This window comes from Actinosynnema sp. NPDC004786, from assembly GCF_053601135.1.
Genome location: NZ_JBSGBG010000029.1, coordinates 99,498 through 116,616, shown reverse-complemented (window position 1 = coordinate 116,616; position 17,119 = coordinate 99,498). Strand labels below are relative to the sequence as shown.

13 protein-coding genes are annotated in these 17,119 nt (G+C 75.9%); 6 read left to right on the top strand and 7 right to left on the bottom strand.

Features of this window, described 5'->3' with window-relative positions:
• Positions 1–707, bottom strand: a 707-nt coding sequence (locus ACWEFJ_RS24730; protein WP_378098473.1) for a non-reducing end alpha-L-arabinofuranosidase family hydrolase, incomplete at its 3' end; no start/stop codon positions are given.
• Positions 708–1,866: 1,159 nt separating this feature from the next.
• On the opposite strand from ACWEFJ_RS24730, the gene ACWEFJ_RS24725 reads away from it, so the two are divergent.
• Genes ACWEFJ_RS24725 through ACWEFJ_RS24705 form a run of 5 tightly spaced genes read left to right on the top strand, consistent with a single transcriptional unit; the run spans position 1,867 to position 6,423 of the window.
• Positions 1,867–2,715, top strand: coding sequence for an alpha/beta hydrolase (locus ACWEFJ_RS24725; RefSeq protein WP_449715221.1), 849 nt, complete (start codon positions 1,867–1,869; stop codon positions 2,713–2,715).
• Positions 2,716–2,758: 43 nt separating this feature from the next.
• Positions 2,759–3,556 carry an SDR family NAD(P)-dependent oxidoreductase gene (locus ACWEFJ_RS24720; RefSeq protein ID WP_449715220.1) on the top strand — a complete coding sequence of 266 codons (798 nt, stop codon included), beginning with the start codon at positions 2,759–2,761 and terminating at the stop codon, positions 3,554–3,556.
• Complete coding sequence (locus tag ACWEFJ_RS24715; protein WP_449715219.1) at positions 3,553–4,785, top strand: aminotransferase class I/II-fold pyridoxal phosphate-dependent enzyme; 1,233 nt, start codon at positions 3,553–3,555, stop codon at positions 4,783–4,785. Before ACWEFJ_RS24720 ends, ACWEFJ_RS24715 begins: the two co-directional genes overlap by 4 nt.
• Complete coding sequence (locus tag ACWEFJ_RS24710; protein WP_449715218.1) at positions 4,782–5,714, top strand: diiron oxygenase; 933 nt, start codon at positions 4,782–4,784, stop codon at positions 5,712–5,714. Before ACWEFJ_RS24715 ends, ACWEFJ_RS24710 begins: the two co-directional genes overlap by 4 nt.
• 25 nt (positions 5,715–5,739) lie before the next feature.
• Entirely contained in the window at positions 5,740–6,423 is a 684-nt protein-coding gene (locus ACWEFJ_RS24705; protein ID WP_449715217.1) for a tryptophan 2,3-dioxygenase family protein, read from the top strand.
• Positions 6,424–6,592: 169 nt separating this feature from the next.
• Here ACWEFJ_RS24705 and ACWEFJ_RS24700 read toward each other — a convergent pair whose 3' ends face one another.
• From ACWEFJ_RS24700 to ACWEFJ_RS24675, 6 genes are read right to left on the bottom strand one after another with little or no spacing between them, the layout of a single operon-like run.
• On the bottom strand, positions 6,593–7,720 hold the full coding sequence (locus ACWEFJ_RS24700) for a serine/threonine-protein kinase (protein ID WP_449715216.1): 1,128 nt from the start codon (positions 7,718–7,720) through the stop codon (positions 6,593–6,595).
• The gene (locus ACWEFJ_RS24695) at positions 7,717–9,753 is read right to left on the bottom strand and encodes a transglutaminase family protein (protein WP_449715215.1); all 2,037 of its coding nucleotides are present in this window, start codon (positions 9,751–9,753) and stop codon (positions 7,717–7,719) included. The genes ACWEFJ_RS24700 and ACWEFJ_RS24695 overlap by 4 nt, the downstream gene beginning before the upstream one ends.
• Complete coding sequence (locus ACWEFJ_RS24690; protein ID WP_449715214.1) at positions 9,750–10,889, bottom strand: DUF58 domain-containing protein; 1,140 nt, start codon at positions 10,887–10,889, stop codon at positions 9,750–9,752. Before ACWEFJ_RS24690 ends, ACWEFJ_RS24695 begins: the two co-directional genes overlap by 4 nt.
• A 2-nt stretch (positions 10,890–10,891) precedes the next feature.
• Positions 10,892–11,848 carry an AAA family ATPase gene (locus ACWEFJ_RS24685; protein WP_378089941.1) on the bottom strand — a complete coding sequence of 319 codons (957 nt, stop codon included), beginning with the start codon at positions 11,846–11,848 and terminating at the stop codon, positions 10,892–10,894.
• Positions 11,845–13,917, bottom strand: coding sequence for a fibronectin type III domain-containing protein (locus ACWEFJ_RS24680; RefSeq protein WP_449715213.1), 2,073 nt, complete (start codon positions 13,915–13,917; stop codon positions 11,845–11,847). Before ACWEFJ_RS24680 ends, ACWEFJ_RS24685 begins: the two co-directional genes overlap by 4 nt.
• Positions 13,918–13,976: 59 nt before the next feature.
• Positions 13,977–15,614, bottom strand: a complete 1,638-nt coding sequence (locus ACWEFJ_RS24675; protein WP_449715212.1) for a serine/threonine-protein kinase — start codon at positions 15,612–15,614, stop codon at positions 13,977–13,979.
• A 322-nt stretch (positions 15,615–15,936) separates the two neighbouring features.
• Between ACWEFJ_RS24675 and ACWEFJ_RS24670 the strand changes: the two genes are divergently transcribed.
• On the top strand, positions 15,937–17,106 hold the full coding sequence (locus ACWEFJ_RS24670; RefSeq protein ID WP_449715211.1) for a peptidoglycan DD-metalloendopeptidase family protein: 1,170 nt from the start codon (positions 15,937–15,939) through the stop codon (positions 17,104–17,106).
• The last annotated feature ends 13 nt before the right edge of the window (positions 17,107–17,119 follow it).

The following is a 17,119-nucleotide window of genomic DNA, read 5'->3' as shown; positions in this document are numbered from 1 at the left end:
TAGGTGAAGTCCTTGAGCGAGACCCAGCCCGACCTCGGGTTCGCCAGCACACCCGACGACGACCAGCGGTAGGTCGACGGCAGCGAACACCCGCCACCCGGCGAGGTCGTCGTGGTCGTCGTCGGGCCGGACCCGCCGACGCGGACGAACTGCCACTGCTGGTTCGCGCCGCCCCAGTCGCTGTACTGGACGATGTTGCCGCCGTCCGCGGTCGACGCGCCCTGCACCTCCAGGGCCTTGTTGCTGTTGCGGTTGATCAGCCGCACGTACCCGCCGTCCGAGTCGGCCAGGCGGAACTGCTGGTTGGTGGTGTTGTTGTCGGTCCACTGCACGATCGAGCCGCCGTCGGCGGTCGAGAAGTTGTAGACGTCGAGGACCTTGCCCGACAGCCGCGACTTCACCCGGTAGTAGCCGCCGCCGGAGTCGACGAACTGCCACTGCTGCTGGTTGCCGTCGTTGCGGGTCCACTGGGTGATGCGCGCGCCGTCGTTCGTGGCGAGGTTGTAGACGTCCAACGCCTTGCCGCTGTTGCGGTTGACCAGCACGTACCAGGCGTTGGTGTCGACGGTCGCCGCCGACGCGGGCGTCGCGCCGACCGCCGCCACCACGCCGCCGAGCAGCACGGCGGCGACGGCGGCGGCCCCGACCACCCGACGCCTGCGGGCTCGGGGGACGGCGGTGGGCGGGTGATGGCCTGTTCCGGCCATGGGCGGGCTCCTCTTCGTCGAGGTGGGGGCAGTCCGCGGCACGGGCAACGTCCGAACGACCGTCTACGCCGGGTGGTCCATCTCGCGCCCCCTGGACGAACAACGATTACGTCATCGTGGACAATCCGAGGACCGAAGACGGGCGCACGGACTGCGTCGCCACAGCCGCGGTACCGATCGCGTCGATCAAACTGTGAGGGATGACCTGCGCACGGTCAAGATGCGACGAAAAAGTTTCGCACGCGTTAGCGCGGGAACCGTCGAACGCATTGTCGAATGCTAAAGAATGACCCTGATATTTTTAGCTCCGCCGGGTCCGACCACCGCTGCCGGGCCGAACGGGGGCCACACCGGACGACGGTTCCCCCGGGGGCCGGCACCCGACCCGCCGGGCCGGCGGCCGACGACACCGCGCCGGGGAACCGCTAAAACATTAGCCGGCCGGCCTTCGTGATCGGTTCGGAAGCGACGCCGACGACTTCGGCACGCATTTCCGGGATTCTCCCCTATCACGCCGGAGCCGGTCCGGCAATTAGCCGGCCGGCCGGAACGCGGACGTCCTCCCGGATTCCGGAGGGCCTGCGCCGCCGGGCCGCGTCCCGGGCAGCGGCGGGCCTCGGCGACCACGTCGCCGTCAGCCGGCCCGCGCAACGCCCGTGCCGCCTCCTCCGGACGAACGACCCTTCGGCGCGGTCGCCTCGCGGCCTCCCGCGCCGGACCGGTGGCGTCGCCGTCGTCCCCGGCCTGGGTCGTCGAACGCGCCGGTCGGAGGCCCTGGTGCGCCCGTCGCGGCACGGCGGTCGCCCGCTCGCCGGCGGAACGGCGGTCCGAGCGCGCCGGCACGACGAACGGCTCCCGCGACGACCGGCCGGCGGCACGCGCGCCCGCCGACGTTCGGCACCCCGCAGCTTCGGGACCGCCCGTCGTAGCAGGTCGGCGACGGGCGTGCGGGACCGCCGCCGCGGCCGTCGGGTGGCGGCATTCGCCCTGGTCGTCCCGTTGGTCCGAGTCGGCGCGGGAAGCGTCGCGGGCGGCGGCGCGGGGGGTGGCGGGCGGCGGCCGTTCGGGCGTCCCCGGCCGTCCCCGTCGCTAGGATCGCCGCCGTGATCGACACCAGCGCGCAGGACCGGCGCGGCGGGGCGGCGGGCGGGCGGCCCCGGTGAGCGGACCGGAGTTAGCCGGGGCCCGTGCGGGCCGGCTCGACCGCGACTACCTGCCCGGGCTGGGCGTGCCCTCGGTGCAGCCGTACCTCGACCGGTACGCGGAGCGGTCCGCCGCCGCGCGGGCCGCGTTGACCTGGCGGGAGCTGCCCTACGGCGCGGACCCCGCCGAACGGGTGCACTTCTTCCCCGCGCCGGCGCCCGACGCGCCGCTGGTGGTGTTCGTGCACGGCGGCTACTGGCAACTGCTGGACGAGTGGTCGTCGGCCTACGGCGCGCCGGGCCTGGTCGCCGCGGGCGCGGCCTTCGCGGCGGTGGGCTACCCCCTCTCGCCGCACGCGCGGGTCGCCCGGATCACCGCGGCGGTGCGCGCGGCGGCGCGGAAGCTGGTCGACGACGCCCCGGCGCTGGGCGTCGATCCGCGGCGCGTCGTGCTCGTCGGCCACTCCGTCGGCGCGCAGCTGGCGGCCATGTGCCTGGTGCCGCCGGCGCCCGTGCCCGTCGCGGGCGCGGTGCTGCTGAGCGGGCTCTACGAGCTGGAACCGCTGCTGGACACCAGCGTCGGCGCGGAGGTCGGGCTGACCGCGGCCGAGGTGGCCGAGTGCGGGCCGGCGCGGCGCCTGCACGCCGGGCTGCCGCCCCTGGTGCTGGCCAGGGGCGCGGACGAGCCGGCCGGCTTCGACGCGCAGCAACGCCTGGCCGTCGACCGCGCCACCGCGCTCGGCGTGCCCGTGACCGACCTGGTGGTGCCCGGCCGCAACCACTTCGACCTGCCGCTCGGCCTCGGCGACCCGGACGACCCGGTCGGCTCCGCCGTGCACGCGCTGGCCTTCGCGGGCGGGGCCTGAGGACCGCGGCGACCGAGCCCACCACACCGACAGGAGAACGATGATGCGGACCGTGCTGGTGACCGGCGGCTCCAGCGGGATCGGCCGGGCCGCGGTCGCCCGGTTCGCCGCCGCGGGCGACCGCGTGTGGTTCACCTACCGCAGCGGCCGCGACCGGGCCGAGCGGATCGTCGCCGAGCACACCGCGGCCGGGGCCGAGGTCGCGGCGTTCGGCTTCGAGCAGGGCGACTGGGTGTCGCACCAGCGGCTGGCGGCCGAGTTGCCGGGACCGGTCGACGTGCTGGTCAACAACGCCGCCGTCGGCTCCAAGACCGTCGAGGCCCAGGTGGACGGCGAGGCCGAGCAGGCCGCCGCGTTCTTCCGGGTCAACAGCCTCGGCCCGCTGTGGCTGGCGCAGCAGGTGCTCCCCGACATGCTCCGCCGGGGCGACGGCGTCGTGGTCAACGTCGCCAGCGTCGGCGGCGGCATCGCCACGTTCCCCGGCTTCCACGTCGCCGACGGCATGAGCAAGGCCGCCCTGACCTACCTGACGCGCCACCTGGCCGCCGAGCTGGCGCACGAGCCGGTGCGCGTCTTCGCGGTGTGCCCCGGCGCGGTCGACACCGGGATGCTGCGCGCCAGCACGCTCGACGGGCTCTCCCCGGAGGGCCGCGCCGCCCTGCTGGCCCGGCTGCCCGGCGGCCGGCTGATCCGACCCGAGGAGGTGGCCGAGCTGATCCACTGGCTGACCCTGCCCGCCGCCGCGCTGCTGCACGGGGCCGTCATCGACGCCTCGATGGGCCTCGGCGCGCACCCCGGCCTGCTGACCGGGACGCCGGTCGAGCGGAGCGCGGTCCGATGACCTCCCGTGCCGCCGCCCGGCTCGCCGCGGGCGCCCCCGTCATCGCCACCGCGCACTTCGAGGCCGAGGCCGACCCGTTCCACCCGGTCGACAACCCGTCGGGGCACGTCAACCTCGGCACCGCCGAGAACCGGTTGCTGGAGGACGTGCTCCGGCCCTTCCTGACCGCGCCGCGACCGCCGGCCGACACCCGGTACGGCCTGCCCCACGGCGCCGCCGCGCTGCGCGCCGCCGTCGCCCGGCTGCTCGGCCGGACGTGGCGCGCCCCGGTGGACGCCGACGACCTGGTGATCACCGCGGGCGCCACGGCGGCGCTGGACATCGCGGCCACGGTCACGTGCGACCCCGGTGACGTCATCGTCGTCCCCGCGCCCTACTACTCCGCGTTCGCGGGCGACCTGACCGACCGCTCGGGAGCCCGGCTCGTCCCCGCGCCGATGAGCCCGGACACCGGTTTCGCGCTGGACCCCGGCGTCGTCGACCGCACCGTGCGCGGACTGCGCCGCGAGGGCGCGACCGTGCGCGCGGTGGCGCTCAGCTCCCCCGCCAACCCGCACGGGGCGGTGTACCCGGCGGCGGTGCTGCGCGACCTGCTGCGGGTCGCCGCCGAGCACGACCTGGACGTCATCAGCGACGAGATCCACGCGCACTGCGCGTTCGGCCCGGACCCGTTCGTGAGCGTGATGGACCCCGAGGTGCTCGGCCCGCACGCGGACCGCGTGCACGTGATCTGGGGCCTGGCCAAGGACTTCGGCCTGTCGGGCCTGAAGGTGGGCGTGCTGCGCCCGGCCCGGCCGACCCGCGACGCCGCCCGCGCGCTGGCCTACTTCGCCACGGTCTCCACCGACACGCAGGCGCTCGCGTGCGCCCTGCTGTCCGACGACGCGCGGGTGGCCGCGCTGCTGGCCGAGAACCGGCGCCGGCTGGCCGCGTCCCACGCGCACGCGGCGTCCCTGCTGGCCGCGCACGGCATCCGGCACGTGCCCGCGACGGCGGGGCTGAGCCTGTGGGCGGACCTGCGGGACCGGCTGGACGAGCCGACGTTCGCCGCCGAGGACCGGCTGTGGCGGCGGACCCGGGACGCCCGGGTCAACGTGCTGCCCGGCTCGGCGTTCGGCGCGCCCGCGCCGGGCTGGTTCCGGGTGTGTCACGCCGTGCCCGCCGACCTCGTCACCACCGGCATCGAACGCCTGGCCCGGGCCACCGCACCCTCGAGGAGCACCCCATGAACAGCCCGTTCGCGTCCTGGTACGAGACCGCCGGCGTGCGCGGCGGCCCCCGCCGCCTCTTCCACGACGAGACCGACCAGGGCAAGGTGTTCTACCCGGCCCGGCACATCCCGCACCTGGCGCACGAGGCCGTGGCCGCGCTGCCCGAGCGCGCCCGCCGCGACCTCACGATCCGCCACCTGTACCAGTTCCTGCTGTCCACGGCGCACCTGGAGACCCGGATCGTCAACCGGGCCGCCGAGCTGATCGCGAACAACCGGTCCGGTGTGGACCTGCCGGTGCAGTCGCGGCTCGACGCCTTCAAGGTGTACTGCGACGAGGGCTACCACTCGCTGTACAGCCTGGACCTGGCCGACCAGATCGCGCGGGAGACCGGCGTCGCCCTGCCGCCGTGGGACTACGGCGGTTTCGTGGACGCGCTGGAGGACGTCGGCGCGCGGCTGCTGCCCGACGCGCCCGCCGTGGTGCCGCTGCTCCAGGTCGTGGTGTTCGAGACGCTGGTGACGGCGGTGCTCAACGAGATCCCCAACGACCCCACCGTGCTGACCGTGGTGCGCGACCTGACCCGGGACCACGCCAAGGACGAGGGCCACCACCACCGGTTCTTCGCCGACTTCTTCCACCGCCTGTGGACCCAGCTCGACACCGGCCTGCGCGAACCGGTGGCGCACGCGCTGCCGGCGCTGGTCAAGGCGTGCCTGGACCTGGACGTCAAGCCGGTGTTCGGCGCGTTGCGGCTGGCGGGCCTGGACGAGGACACCGCCCGTGCCGTCGTCGCCGACTCCTACGGCCCCGGCGCGGGGGACGAGCGCGCCGCGCGCATCTGCCGCGCCACCGTGCGGGTGTTCCGCTCCGCGGGCGTCTTCGACGTGCCGGGCGCGGACGAGGCGTTCGCCGCGCACGGCCTGCTCGCCCCCGGCGGCGGCTGATCCGGCGCCGAGTGGAGAGCACGTCATGACCCTGGACTACTCGGGCTACCTGCGCCTGGACGCGCTGCTGTCGCTCCAGCGGCCGAAGTCGCCCGCCGCGGAGTCGGACGCGGTCCGCTCCGCCGAGCACCTGTTCATCGTGGTGCACCAGGCCAGCGAGCTGTGGCTGGCGCAACTGCTGCTCGACCTGGACCACGCCGCGCAGGCCCTGCGGCGCGGCGACCCGGACGCCTCCGCGGAGCGCCTGACCCGGGCCGCCGCCCTGCTCGGAGTGCTGCGCGCCCAGCTGGACGTGCTCGACCACCTGCCGCCGTCCTGCTTCGCCCGCTTCCGCCCGTTCCTGGGCACGGCCAGCGGCGCGCAGTCGCGCCAGTTCGCCGAGCTGGAGCGGGTGCTGGGCCTCGGCCCCGCCGCGGGTCCCCTGGCCACCGCCCTGGCCGAAGCCCTCGCCACCGCGGGCGTGACGCTGCCCGAGGCGTGCCGCTCCACCGGCCCGCTGCGCCGCGTGGTGGACGGCCTGTCGGCCGTGGCCCTCGGCTACCGGGACTGGCAGGCCGGGCACCTGGCCGTGGTGCGGCGGATGCTGGCCGACCTGCCGGGCACCGGCGGCACCAGCGGCGCACGCTACCTGGCGACCCGCGTGCGGCTGCCCTTCCCCGACCTGCACGCCGCCCGCCGGGAGGCCGGGGAGACGATCCCCGCCGGCTGAGCCCGGCCGACCCGCCGGGCCGACGCGCTCGACCGACCCGCCGGGCCGACCGCTCAGCCCCCTGCCGAGCCGACCCCGCGGAACCGACCCGCCGAGCCGACCCCGCGGAACCGACCCGCCGGGCCGATGCACCGGAGCCGCCCCGGTGTCCCGGCCAGCGCCGGCCGCCTCACCTGTGGCAGACCGCGTCGCGCAGCCGCACGGTCCGGCTCTCGAAGACCCGGTCCCCGCCCTCGGTGGCCCGCACCAGGAAGCAGTACCCGCGATCGGGATCGACGGTCACCGTCGCCGACCGGCCGAACCCCACGGCCTCCGTCCGCCCCGGCTCCCCCTCGGCCCAGTACCGGACGGCGAAGTACAGCCGGTCGTCCGACGCGGTCCACGTGAGCGAGACCCGGTCGCCCAGGTCGATCGGCTCGTCCAGCTCGATCGTCGGCTCCGCCGCGCCCACGACCGGCGGCAGGGCGTCCGGCGGCGCGGCGCGCGGCCACAGCACGACCGCCACCAGGACGGCCGGCAGCGCCGCCAACGCGACCGCCGCGGGCCGGCGCCGGCGCGCGGGCCGGGACGGCGGGGCCTCGACCGGGGCGGCCACCGGCGCCGACCGCCGCGCCGGGTCGGGGGCCAGCATCCGCCCGATGGCGGTGGCCAGCGCGACCGGCACGTCGGGCCGGCTGACCGCGGGCACCGGGTCGCCGAGCACCCGCAGGATCCGCTCGCCGGGCAGCTCCCCGATCCGGCCCGGGTGCGGCGACCGCCCGGTCAGCGCGAAGTGCAGCACCGCGCCGAGGCCGTACACGTCGGTCGCCGCCTCGACCACGCCGGTGCGCAGCGTCTCCGGCGACACCCACTCGATGCCCGCCAACGGGTCGCGCCGGAACTGCTGCCGCTGCGCCACGCCGAAGTCGGCCAGCACGACCTCGCCGTTCGCGCGGAACAGCACGTTGGCCGGGGTGATCCCGCCGTGCAGCACGCCGGCCGCGTGCGCGGCGGCCAGGCCGCGTGACAAGGTTCCGCACAGCGCGTCCACCTCCTCCGACGACAGCGGTCCCTCCCGCCGCACCCGGTTCTCCAGCGAGTCGGCGCACAGCTCCATCCGGAACGCGTGCTTCACGCCGTCGACCAGCTCGACCCCGTCCAGCGGCAGCACCGGCGCGGACAGCCCGGCGAGCCTGGCCCGGTCCCGCTCGATCGTCGCGAGCGCGTGCCGGTCGAACCGGCCGGGGAACACCTTCAACGCCACGCCGTCGACGGCGTAGACCTCGGCGACCGGACCGGTGCCCACCAGCCGGGTCATCGGAGGGCGAACGCCGCTCGGACCCGCGCGCCGAACGACCGCCCGGCGAGCGCCCCGCGGATCTCCGCGACGGCGTCCCACGCGCCCGCCACCGCGTCGTCGTCCGCCCCGGCGCCCGACCACAGCGCCACGTCCAGGTGGCCCGCCAGGCGGTGCAGGCCGGCCACCACCGGGCCGGCGGACGCGGCCGCCACGTCGCGGACCGTCATGCCGGGCGTGATCCGCACGCCGTGCGCGCGCAACAGGTCGCGGGCCTCCCACCACGCGCCGACCACGCCGCGGACGCCGGTCAGGCGCTTGCGGCGCGCGGTCCGGAGGGCCTTCGCGCCCGGGACGGCCAGCAGCACCACCACGGGCAGGGCGAGCACGCCCGCCAAGCCCCGCAGCACCACGTCGCGGACCCCCGTCCAGGGGATGCCCCCGTCCCCCGGTTCGACCGCGGCCACGGGCGGGTCGGGCAGCCGCTGGTCCGGCGGCGGCAGCTCGGCCCGCGCCTTGGCCACGACCTCGGCCAGCCCGGTCCGCGTCGGACCGGCGTCGGCCGCCGTGCCGGTCGGGTCGAGCGGCACCCAGCCGACGCCCTCCACCGCGACCTCGGGCCAGGCGAGCACGTCCCCGTTGCGCACCACCGCCTCGCCGGCCACCGGCCCGCGGGGCGCGCGGTACCCGACCGCCAACCGGGCCGGGATGCCGACGATCCGGGCGAGCACCACGTAGGACGCGGCGAACTGCTCGCTCGTGCCGCGCCGGGTCTCCAGCAGGAACTCGCGCAGCTGCGGCCAGCCGCTCCCGGTCGGCAGCTCCCCGCCGGTCGCGACCTTGAAGTGGTCGGCGAGGTACCGCTCCAGCACCAGCGCCGTCCGGAACGTCGGCCGCGCGGCCCCGGTGGCCTCCTCCGCCAGGTCGGCGATCCCGTCCACGACGGTGCCGACGTCGCCGGGCGGGACGTCGGTCGACACCCCGGCGTCGGCCAACCCGGAGAGGTCGCCCGACGGTTCCCGCCACCTCAGCTCGTACTCCACCCGGCCGCCCCGCTCCGGCAGCAGCAGCGTGCCGGCGTCCTCGTCGACGAGGGGCCGCACCGCGCCCGTCACCGACGTGGGCACGGCCTGGCTCGGCAGCCACCGCGGTCCACTCGGGACGGTCACCCGCGCCGAGCGGGACGTCGTCGGCACGGTCACCCCGGCCGGCGGCGCGATCTCCGCGCCCAGCCTGCGGTACCGGTCGTCGGCCGTCCACGCGACGCCGTCGAAGCGGTCCAGCACCACCAGCCGCCAGCGGTCCACCGGGGCGTCGCTCGTGTACCGGAAGACCTCCGCTCCGGGGTCGGCCAACCGCGCCGCGACCTCGGTCAGCGGACTCACCTCGCGCGGCAGCGGGACCTGCGCGACCTGGTTCTGCCGCACCGAGTACGCGGGTCCCACCGGCACCACCAGGGCGACCACCCCGGCCACGACGCCCAACCCGGCCGTCAACGCGACCGCGGAGCGCGCCGGGGTGAGGAACAGCCCGGCGACCGCCACCCCGTAGCCGAGCGCCACCAGCACCGCCACCACGCCCGACACCGCGACGAAGGTCTGGCTGAGCAGCAGCAGGGCCAGGCTCGGCAGCACGGCCGCGGCCGGCCACCGCAGCAGCTCGACCCCCGCCGACGCCGCGAGGAGCACGAGCAGCGGCACGAACAGCAGCAGGTCCGCCTCCGGCCGCACCGGCCACGTCGACTGGAGGGTGAGCTGCCAGGAGTCGGTCACGCCGGCGACCAGCCGCGCCACGCTGCCCGAGGTCGGCAGCCCGCCCCGCGTGGTGTCGAAGAGCGCCACCTCGACCAGCGCGACCGCGCCCACGAGCACCGCGAGCAGGGGCCGCCACGGCCGCAGCGCCGCGACCCGGAGGCACAGCTCGAAGACCGCGTAGCACGCCACGACGACGGCGAGCACCGGCGGCGCCAGCGCACGCAACCCGAACACCGGCGCGAACAGCAGGCCCGGCACCGCGGTGGCCAGCAGCAGCCCGACCGCGTGACCCCTCGTCACGCGATCACCTCCTGCCACCGGCGGATCGCGTCCACGGCGTTCGCCGCCCGCAGCACCCGCACCCCGGGCGCCTCGGGCGCGGCGCCGGCCTGCCCGACCAGCAGGATCACGTCGGCGTACCGCGGCCGCACGCCGACGAGCGCCGCGCGGTCACCCGCCGAGACCGTCGTCGAGGACGAGATCACGACGAGCGTGCCGCCGCCCGCACGCGCCAACGCGGCGGGCACGAGCGGCAGGCCCGCGTCCTCGGCGCGCGTCACGACGCACAGCTCCTCCAGGTACCGGTGGACCGCGTCCCACCCCGAGTCCGTGCCGACGTCGACACCGCCCGGCGTGACCAGCCGACACCGGTGATCGGCAGTGGCGGCGGCGACGACCAGGGACGCCGCGAGTTCGACCGCCTCCTCGAACTCCGGCGCCGCCACCTCGCGCCGGTCGTCCAGCAGCACGGTGAACTGCGGCCGGAGCGGGTCCGCGTAGTCGCGGACCATCAGCTGCCCGGTCCGCGCCGTCGCCTTCCAGTGCAGGTGGCGCACCTCGTCCCCGGGCACGTAGGGCCGCACCTCGCGGACGTCGAGCGACCCGCGCGGCGAGGTCTCCGCGGCCTCCCCGTCGTGGTGGTGCAGCGGGAGCCCGCCGGTGACGGCGCCGACCGGGTGCGTCCTCGGGTACACCCACAGCGTCGCCGTCGCGCCGAGGGTCACCTCGGCCCGGCCGAGCCCCAGCGCGTCGGTGCGGACCAGGGTCAGCGGGCCGACCCGGTGCCTGCCCCGCCGCCCGGTCGGCAGCTCGTCGAGGTAGACCTGTTCCGCGCCGGGCGCGAGCGGCCGGACCGCGACGGTCACCCGGTCCTCGCCGATCCGGTCGACCGCGGTGAAGCCGCCCTGCCGCCGCGGGCCCGGGTTGTGGACGCGCAGCGTGATCCCGGCCCGGCCGTCCCGCTCGACCCGGTCGGGGAACAGCTCGCGGATCACCTCCACCCGCGGCCCGCGCCCCGCGACCCCGAGCGCGGCGGCCACCGCGCCCAGCGCGATCGCGCCGAGCGCGACGGCCAGCGGGTACCCCGCGACCACACCGAGCGCGAGGAGCACGACCGCGACCGCGAGGGTGCACGTGCCACGTCGGGTCAGCCGCACGGTCAGGCCCCCGACGCGCTCACGACGGGGACGGGGACCTCGGCCAGCAGGTCGGCGACGACGCCCGCGGCCTCGCGCTGCCGCAGTTCGGCCTCCGGCTTGAGGATCAGCCGGTGGTCGAGCACCGGGTGCGCGACCTCCTTGACGTCGTCGATCGTCACGAACGCGCGCCCGTACGTCGCCGCGAGCGCCTGCGCCGCGCTGACGAGCGCGATGGTGCCGCGCGGGCTCGCGCCGTACCGGACCTCCGAGTGCTGCCGGGTCGCGGACGTCACGCTCGTCGCGTAGTCGATCACCGCGCGGTCGAGCCGGACGGCGCGCACCTGCGCGATCACGTCCCGCAGGGTCGGGAGGTCCACCACGGCCCCCAGCTCGTCGGGATCGACCCCGGCCCGGTTGCTCATGACCACCAGCGCCTCGGCGACCCGGTCCGGGTACCCCATCCGCAGCCGCATCAGGAACCGGTCGAGCTGCGCCTCCGGCAACCGGTACGTGCCCGCCATCTCGATCGGGTTCTGGGTGGCGATCACCAGGAACGGCCGCGGCACCTCGTGGGCCACCGCGTCGACCGTGACCCGCTGCTCCGACATCACCTCCAGCAACGCCGACTGCGTCTTGGGCGTGCCGCGGTTGATCTCGTCGGCCAGCACCACGTTCGCGAACACGCCGCCGGGGTGGAACGCGAACTTCCCGTCGCCCTGGTGGTAGACCTGCACGCCGGTGATGTCGCCGGGCAGCAGGTCGGGCGTGAACTGGATGCGGTTCCAGGTGCCGCCGACGCTGCGCGCCAGGCACCGGGCGAGCGTGGTCTTGCCCAGCCCGGGGACGTCCTCGATGAGCAGGTGCCCCTCGGCGAACAGCGCCGCCACGGCCAACCGGACGACCTGCGGCTTGCCCCGCACGACCTCCTGGACGTTCGCCGCGATCAGCTCGTACACCTGACCCGGGGTCAGCGTCACGATCTTCTCCTCCCGGATCGCCGGACCGCCGGGTTCGGGCGGACCGCCGCGGTCCCGTCGCGGTGGGCGAACGCTTCGAACGCCCCCGTCCCGTCGGCGTCGGTCCCCGCCCCGCGCCCGGGGTTGTCGTAGGGGCGCGCCGCGCAGTCCGGTCGGTCACCGCAGGGCGCGCCGCCGCTCGCGTTGATCCGCGCCCCGGCGTCGGCTTCGTGCGTGACCGACGCGGGCGCGCCGGTGAGGGTCTGCCCGTCCGGGGTCCGGGTCACCGCGAACACCGTGAAGGTGACGGCGCGGGCCGCCTCCACCTGCGGGTACACCACCTGCGTCCCGGTCACCCGCTGCGCGCCCAGGCCGGTGGCGGTGACCTCGTAGTGCACCAGCACGCCGCCGTTGAGCGGCGGCTGCCCCCAGGTCAGCGTGACGTCCCGGGTCGGCCGGTCGTCCACGTCGTAGTCCGCCCGCAGGCCGACCGGCGCCCCGGCCGGGGAGACCGGCGCGATCGGCGTGACCGGGCCGGACGTCGCGCCGGGGCCGGTGCCCGCCTGGTTCGTCGCGGCGACGGTGAAGGTGTAGCCCACCCCGTTGGCCAGGCCGCCGGCCCGGTACCCGCGCTCGCCGCCGCCGACCTGCGCGGAGCCGGCGTGGCCGTTGCTCCCCTGCCAGGTCACCAGGTACGCGGTGATCGGGGCGCGGTTGTCCGGGGCCGGGCCCCAGCCGACGTCGGCCCAGCCGTTGCCGGGCCGCGCGGTGACCGCGGTCGGTGCGCCGGGACGGCTCGGTGGCACGGGCGGCGGTGGCGGTGGCGGTGGTGGCGGCGGCGGTGGCGGCTCCGGGGTCGCCGGCGGTGCGGGCGGGGGAACCGCGGTCGGCCGGTCCGGCTGCCGGCGTTCGTCGGGCGAGGGGCGGGAGTCGGGCGGCGTCGGCCGGTCGGGCGGGGCCGGTTGGTCGGCCGGCTTCGCGGTCGGCGTGCCGGTCGACGGGGAGGGCTTCCGGGCCACCTCGACGTTCGTCACGCTGCCGTCCTCGGCGACCACCAACACCTGCGTGCCCCGGGTGTCCTCGACGTAGACCCGCTTGTCCTCGCCCAGGGTGAGCCGCGGCTCGCCGGCCTTGTCCCCGACCGGCTCCTCGTCCTTCTTGCGGCCGTTCGCGTCGTAGGTCAGCACGGTGCCGTCGCGCCGGTCCACCAGCGCGACGACCTCGCCGGTCGACACCGGGCCGTCGTAGTCCCCGGCGCCGAGCGCCACCGTGACCGACCGGGCCGGCGTGGTCGTGGTGTCCACCAGGACCAGGCTGCTCTGCGCCGTGCCCTCGTCGAGGACGGCCAGCCGCCCGCCCACGTCCTGCGCGGCCGGTCGCGCCGTGGGCGACAGCGGGACGCCCAGCTCGACGCCGTCGCCGAGCGCGTCGCCCTCGATCGCGTGCAGGGTGCTCGTGAACAGGTCGAGGAACGCGGGCCGGCCGTCCACGACGGTCAGCGCGCCGGGGTGGTCCGGCGGCACGGCCACCGGGCAGCCGGAGATCTCCACGGCGTCCTTGGCCAACGTGCAGATCCGGCCCTTCCCGGTGCGGTGGAACCACATCGTGCCGTCCTGGGTGACCACCGGGACGCCGATCGCGCCGTCGGTGGCGATCGACGCGGCCGGGTCGCCGAGCCGGACGATGCGGCCGCTGTCGGGGTAGACCGCGTACGGGCCGCCGACGACCTCGAAACCGACGGGGTTCCCGGTCGCGGGCGACCTGGTCGAGCGCCGCGGCGTCAGCGACTCCTTGTCGAACCCGGTGATCCGGTTGGGCCCGACGACCCAGCCGCCGGTGTCGCCCTGCAGCACCTGGCTGCCCACCTCGGCGTCGATCGGGAACTCGGCGTCGAGGTGGGCCGTCGCGCCGTCGAGGTGGAACACCACCCCGAGGACGGAGTTGTAGACCCAGTGGCCGGTGTTCGCGAACCTCGCGGCCGACAGCGGCGGCGTGACCCCGGCCAGGACCGCGCCCGCGACCGCCACGCAGACGACGGCGAGCAGGACGAACGGCTGGCTCGCGCGGGCGGCCGAGCGCTTGCTGGTCACGGTGCGGGAAGCTACCGGCGGTGCCCGGGGACCGGTCCCCGACGCCGTGACCTGCGGTGTCAGCGCTCGATCAGGTGGAAGCTGTCCCGGATCCCGGCGATCAGCGGTTCGGCCGCCGCCCAGCGCTCCGCCAGGGTCTCCTCGTCCGTCGCGTACAGGGAGAACGTCAGCTTGTAGAGCGCGCCGGCGGCCACGGCCCTCGTCCGCGTGCGGTAGTGGACCCCGCCGGCGCGGTAGGAGCACTCGAAGTCCGCCGACGCCGCGTTGCCGGACAGCTCGATCGGGCGGTAGTCCGTGATCTGCTGCTTGGTGCTCTGCGCCCGGTGGTCGGCGGTCAGCGCGTCGCGCGCCGACACGCCGGGCTTGTCGGTGATCCGCTGCACCTCGACCTTCAGCGCCCCGACCTTCGGGTCGGTCCGCTCGCCCTCCCAGGTGACGGAGCTGATCGTGCCGTCGATCGAGGAGGTGCGCGGCCACCCGGGCGGGATGCCGATCCCGAAGCCGAGGCGTTCCCGGTGGTCCTCCAGCGTGAAGTCCCGGGCGGTGGTCGTCGTGGGACCGGTCGACGTCGGCGACGCGCCGCCCCGGCCGCCCGGTGGCAGGTTCGTCAGCACCACCGCCACCACCGCGGCCGCGGCCACCGCGCCGAGGGCGAGCAGGGTCACGCGGCCCGACCGCGACTTCCCGGTCCGGGCCGAGGGCGGCGTGGGCGCGTCCGGCGACACCGGTCCGGCGGCGGGGCGGGGCAGGAAGGGCGGCACCGCGGTGCGGGTGTTGGGCACGGTCCCGTGGGCGACCGTCTGCTCGCCGGCCGGGTTGACCTCCCGCGTCGGGTACTCCAGCCGCACCCGCGTGCCGGGCGGCGCGGACGCCGGCAGGGCCGCGATCGCGGTCAGCCGCTCGATCGCGGCCCTGGCCGTCATCCGCTCGGCGGGCTTCTTGCGCAGCAGCCCGTCGATCACCGGGGCCAGCCGGCCGACCCGGGGGTCGGGCGCGGGCTCCCACGACAGCACCGCCCCCAACGTGGCCTGGACGTCCCCGCGCGCGAACGGCGTCCGGCCGACGACCATGCCGTAGAGCATGATGCCGACCGACCACAGGTCGGCCGCCGGTCCCGCCTCGTCACCGCGGATCCGCTCCGGCGAGATGTACTCCGGCACGCCGGGCAGCTGCCCGGTCGCGGTGAGCACGGAGTCGCCGTCGATCAACGCGATCCCGAAGTCGGTGAGCACGACCCGGTCGTCCACGAGCATCACGTTGCCCGGCTTGACGTCCCGGTGCAGCACGCCGTTGCCGTGGGCGAAGTCGAGGGCCTCCAGCACCTGGACGCCGATGCGCGCGGCCCGGTCCACGGCCATCGGGCCGTCGGCCGCCAGGGCGTCGGCGAGCGAGCGCCCGTGCAGCAGCTCCATCACGATCAACGGCAACCCGGCCGCGTCCGTCACCACGTCGTGCACGGTGATGACGTTGGGGTGCTCGCTCAACTTCGCCGCGGCCCGCGCCTCCCGCAACGCGCGCCGCACCTCCGGGTCGTCCTCGCGCACCACCCGCCCCCTCGGCGGCACGATCTCCTTGATCGCCACCTCGCGGTCCAGGAACTCGTCGTGCGCGTGCCAGACGACACCCATCCCGCCCCGACCGAGCGACCGCCGCAGCCGATAGCGCGCCGCGACCAGTCTCCCCTCGCCCTCAGTCACGTCGGTAATATAGCCACCACTCTCCGTCGCCGAGCCTGGTCGCCGTGCGCACGATCACCCTGCCGACCAGCGTGATCACGCCGTAGCCCACCACACGTCCGGGTGAGAATGGTCGTCCGCCCGAACGGTCCGGCCCGGCGTCAGGCCGACGTCGACGCACCACGCCGCAAGTGCCCGACCGGGGCACCACCACGCAATACCGAGGCCACCGTCAACGCCGACCCTCGCCGGTGAAACTACGGCATACAACCCAATCAGACGGTTAATTCTTCACCAAAACCGGGATACTGGCGGTCCTGCACCTCTTCCCTGCGGAGGCGTCATGACCGTTCGAACCCGAGCCGCGGCGACGATCGCCGCGCTGCTGTCCACCACGATCGCCGCGTCACCCGCGACCGCCGCGCCCGCGCGGGCCGACCTCACCGCCGCCGTGGCCGACCGCCTCCACGACCGCGTCAGCGACCCGACCACGGCCGACCGGGCCACCGTGGTCACACCCGCGCGGCAGCACGGCGACTGGGCGATCGGCACCGCGGTCCTCACCACCCGCCCCGGCTCGCCGGACTTCCCCGACGGCCGGCTGTTCCTCGCCCGCCGGACCGACGGCACGTGGACCGTCGCGCTGGAGGGCGAGCCGCGGTTCGCCGAACTCGCCGGTCAGGCCCCGATCGTCGGCGACGCGGAACGCGCCCTGCTCGTCCAGCACGACGGCCGGCATGACGGCCAAGTCGGCACAACCGCCGGTGGAGACCTGCGCACCGGCATGGCGCTGCCGTTCGCGGTGGGCCAGGCGTGGACGATGTCCGGCGGGCCGCACGGCTGGTCCGGCGCCGCCGCGCCGTGGAGCTCGCTCGACCTGGCGGGCGGTGACCAGCGCGTGCTCGCCGCCCGCGCCGGCACCGCCTACACCATGTGCACCGGCTGGGTCCGCGTCATCCACGACCGCGGCTACGCCACCGACTACTACCACCTGTGGAACAACATCAACGTCAACGGCGCCGCCGTCGGCCAGGGCGCGTTCCTGGGCAACACCGGCACGGACGTCACCTGCGGCGGCTCGGCCTCGGGCAGGCACGTGCACTTCGCGTTGCGGCAGAACAACGCCTACGTCGGCATCGGCGACCACAACGTCGGCAAGTGGGTGCCGCAGAACGGCGCGTCGGCGTACCAGGGCTCGGCGCTGCACGGCAGCACCCGCGTGTACGCCGGTGGAACAGTCCACAACTACGGCGCGCTCGGCTTCACGCAAGGCGTGGTCGACGCCAACGGCGGCGGCACGGTGAACAAGCGCACCGGTCCCGGCGCCGGCTATGCCGTGGCGGGCAGCGTGGGCGACGGCGCGACCGTCACCATCTCGTGCTCCGCCAACGGCACCTCGCACACCGGGCGTTGGGGCGCCACCGCCCTGTGGAACAGGCTCTCGGACGGCGCCTGGGTGAGCGACGCCTTCCTGTGGACCGGGGTCAACGGTCCCGTCAACGGCTACTGCTGACCACCGGCCTGTC

Coding starts and splice junctions, on each gene's coding strand:
- ACWEFJ_RS24720 (WP_449715220.1), top strand. CDS start 2,759: ATGCGGACCGTGCTGGTGACCGGCGGCTCCAGCGGGATCGGCCGGGCC.
- ACWEFJ_RS24715 (WP_449715219.1), top strand. CDS start 3,553: ATGACCTCCCGTGCCGCCGCCCGGCTCGCCGCGGGCGCCCCCGTCATC.
- ACWEFJ_RS24710 (WP_449715218.1), top strand. CDS start 4,782: ATGAACAGCCCGTTCGCGTCCTGGTACGAGACCGCCGGCGTGCGCGGC.
- ACWEFJ_RS24705 (WP_449715217.1), top strand. CDS start 5,740: ATGACCCTGGACTACTCGGGCTACCTGCGCCTGGACGCGCTGCTGTCG.
- ACWEFJ_RS24700 (WP_449715216.1), bottom strand. CDS start 7,720: ATGACCCGGCTGGTGGGCACCGGTCCGGTCGCCGAGGTCTACGCCGTC.
- ACWEFJ_RS24670 (WP_449715211.1), top strand. CDS start 15,937: ATGACCGTTCGAACCCGAGCCGCGGCGACGATCGCCGCGCTGCTGTCC.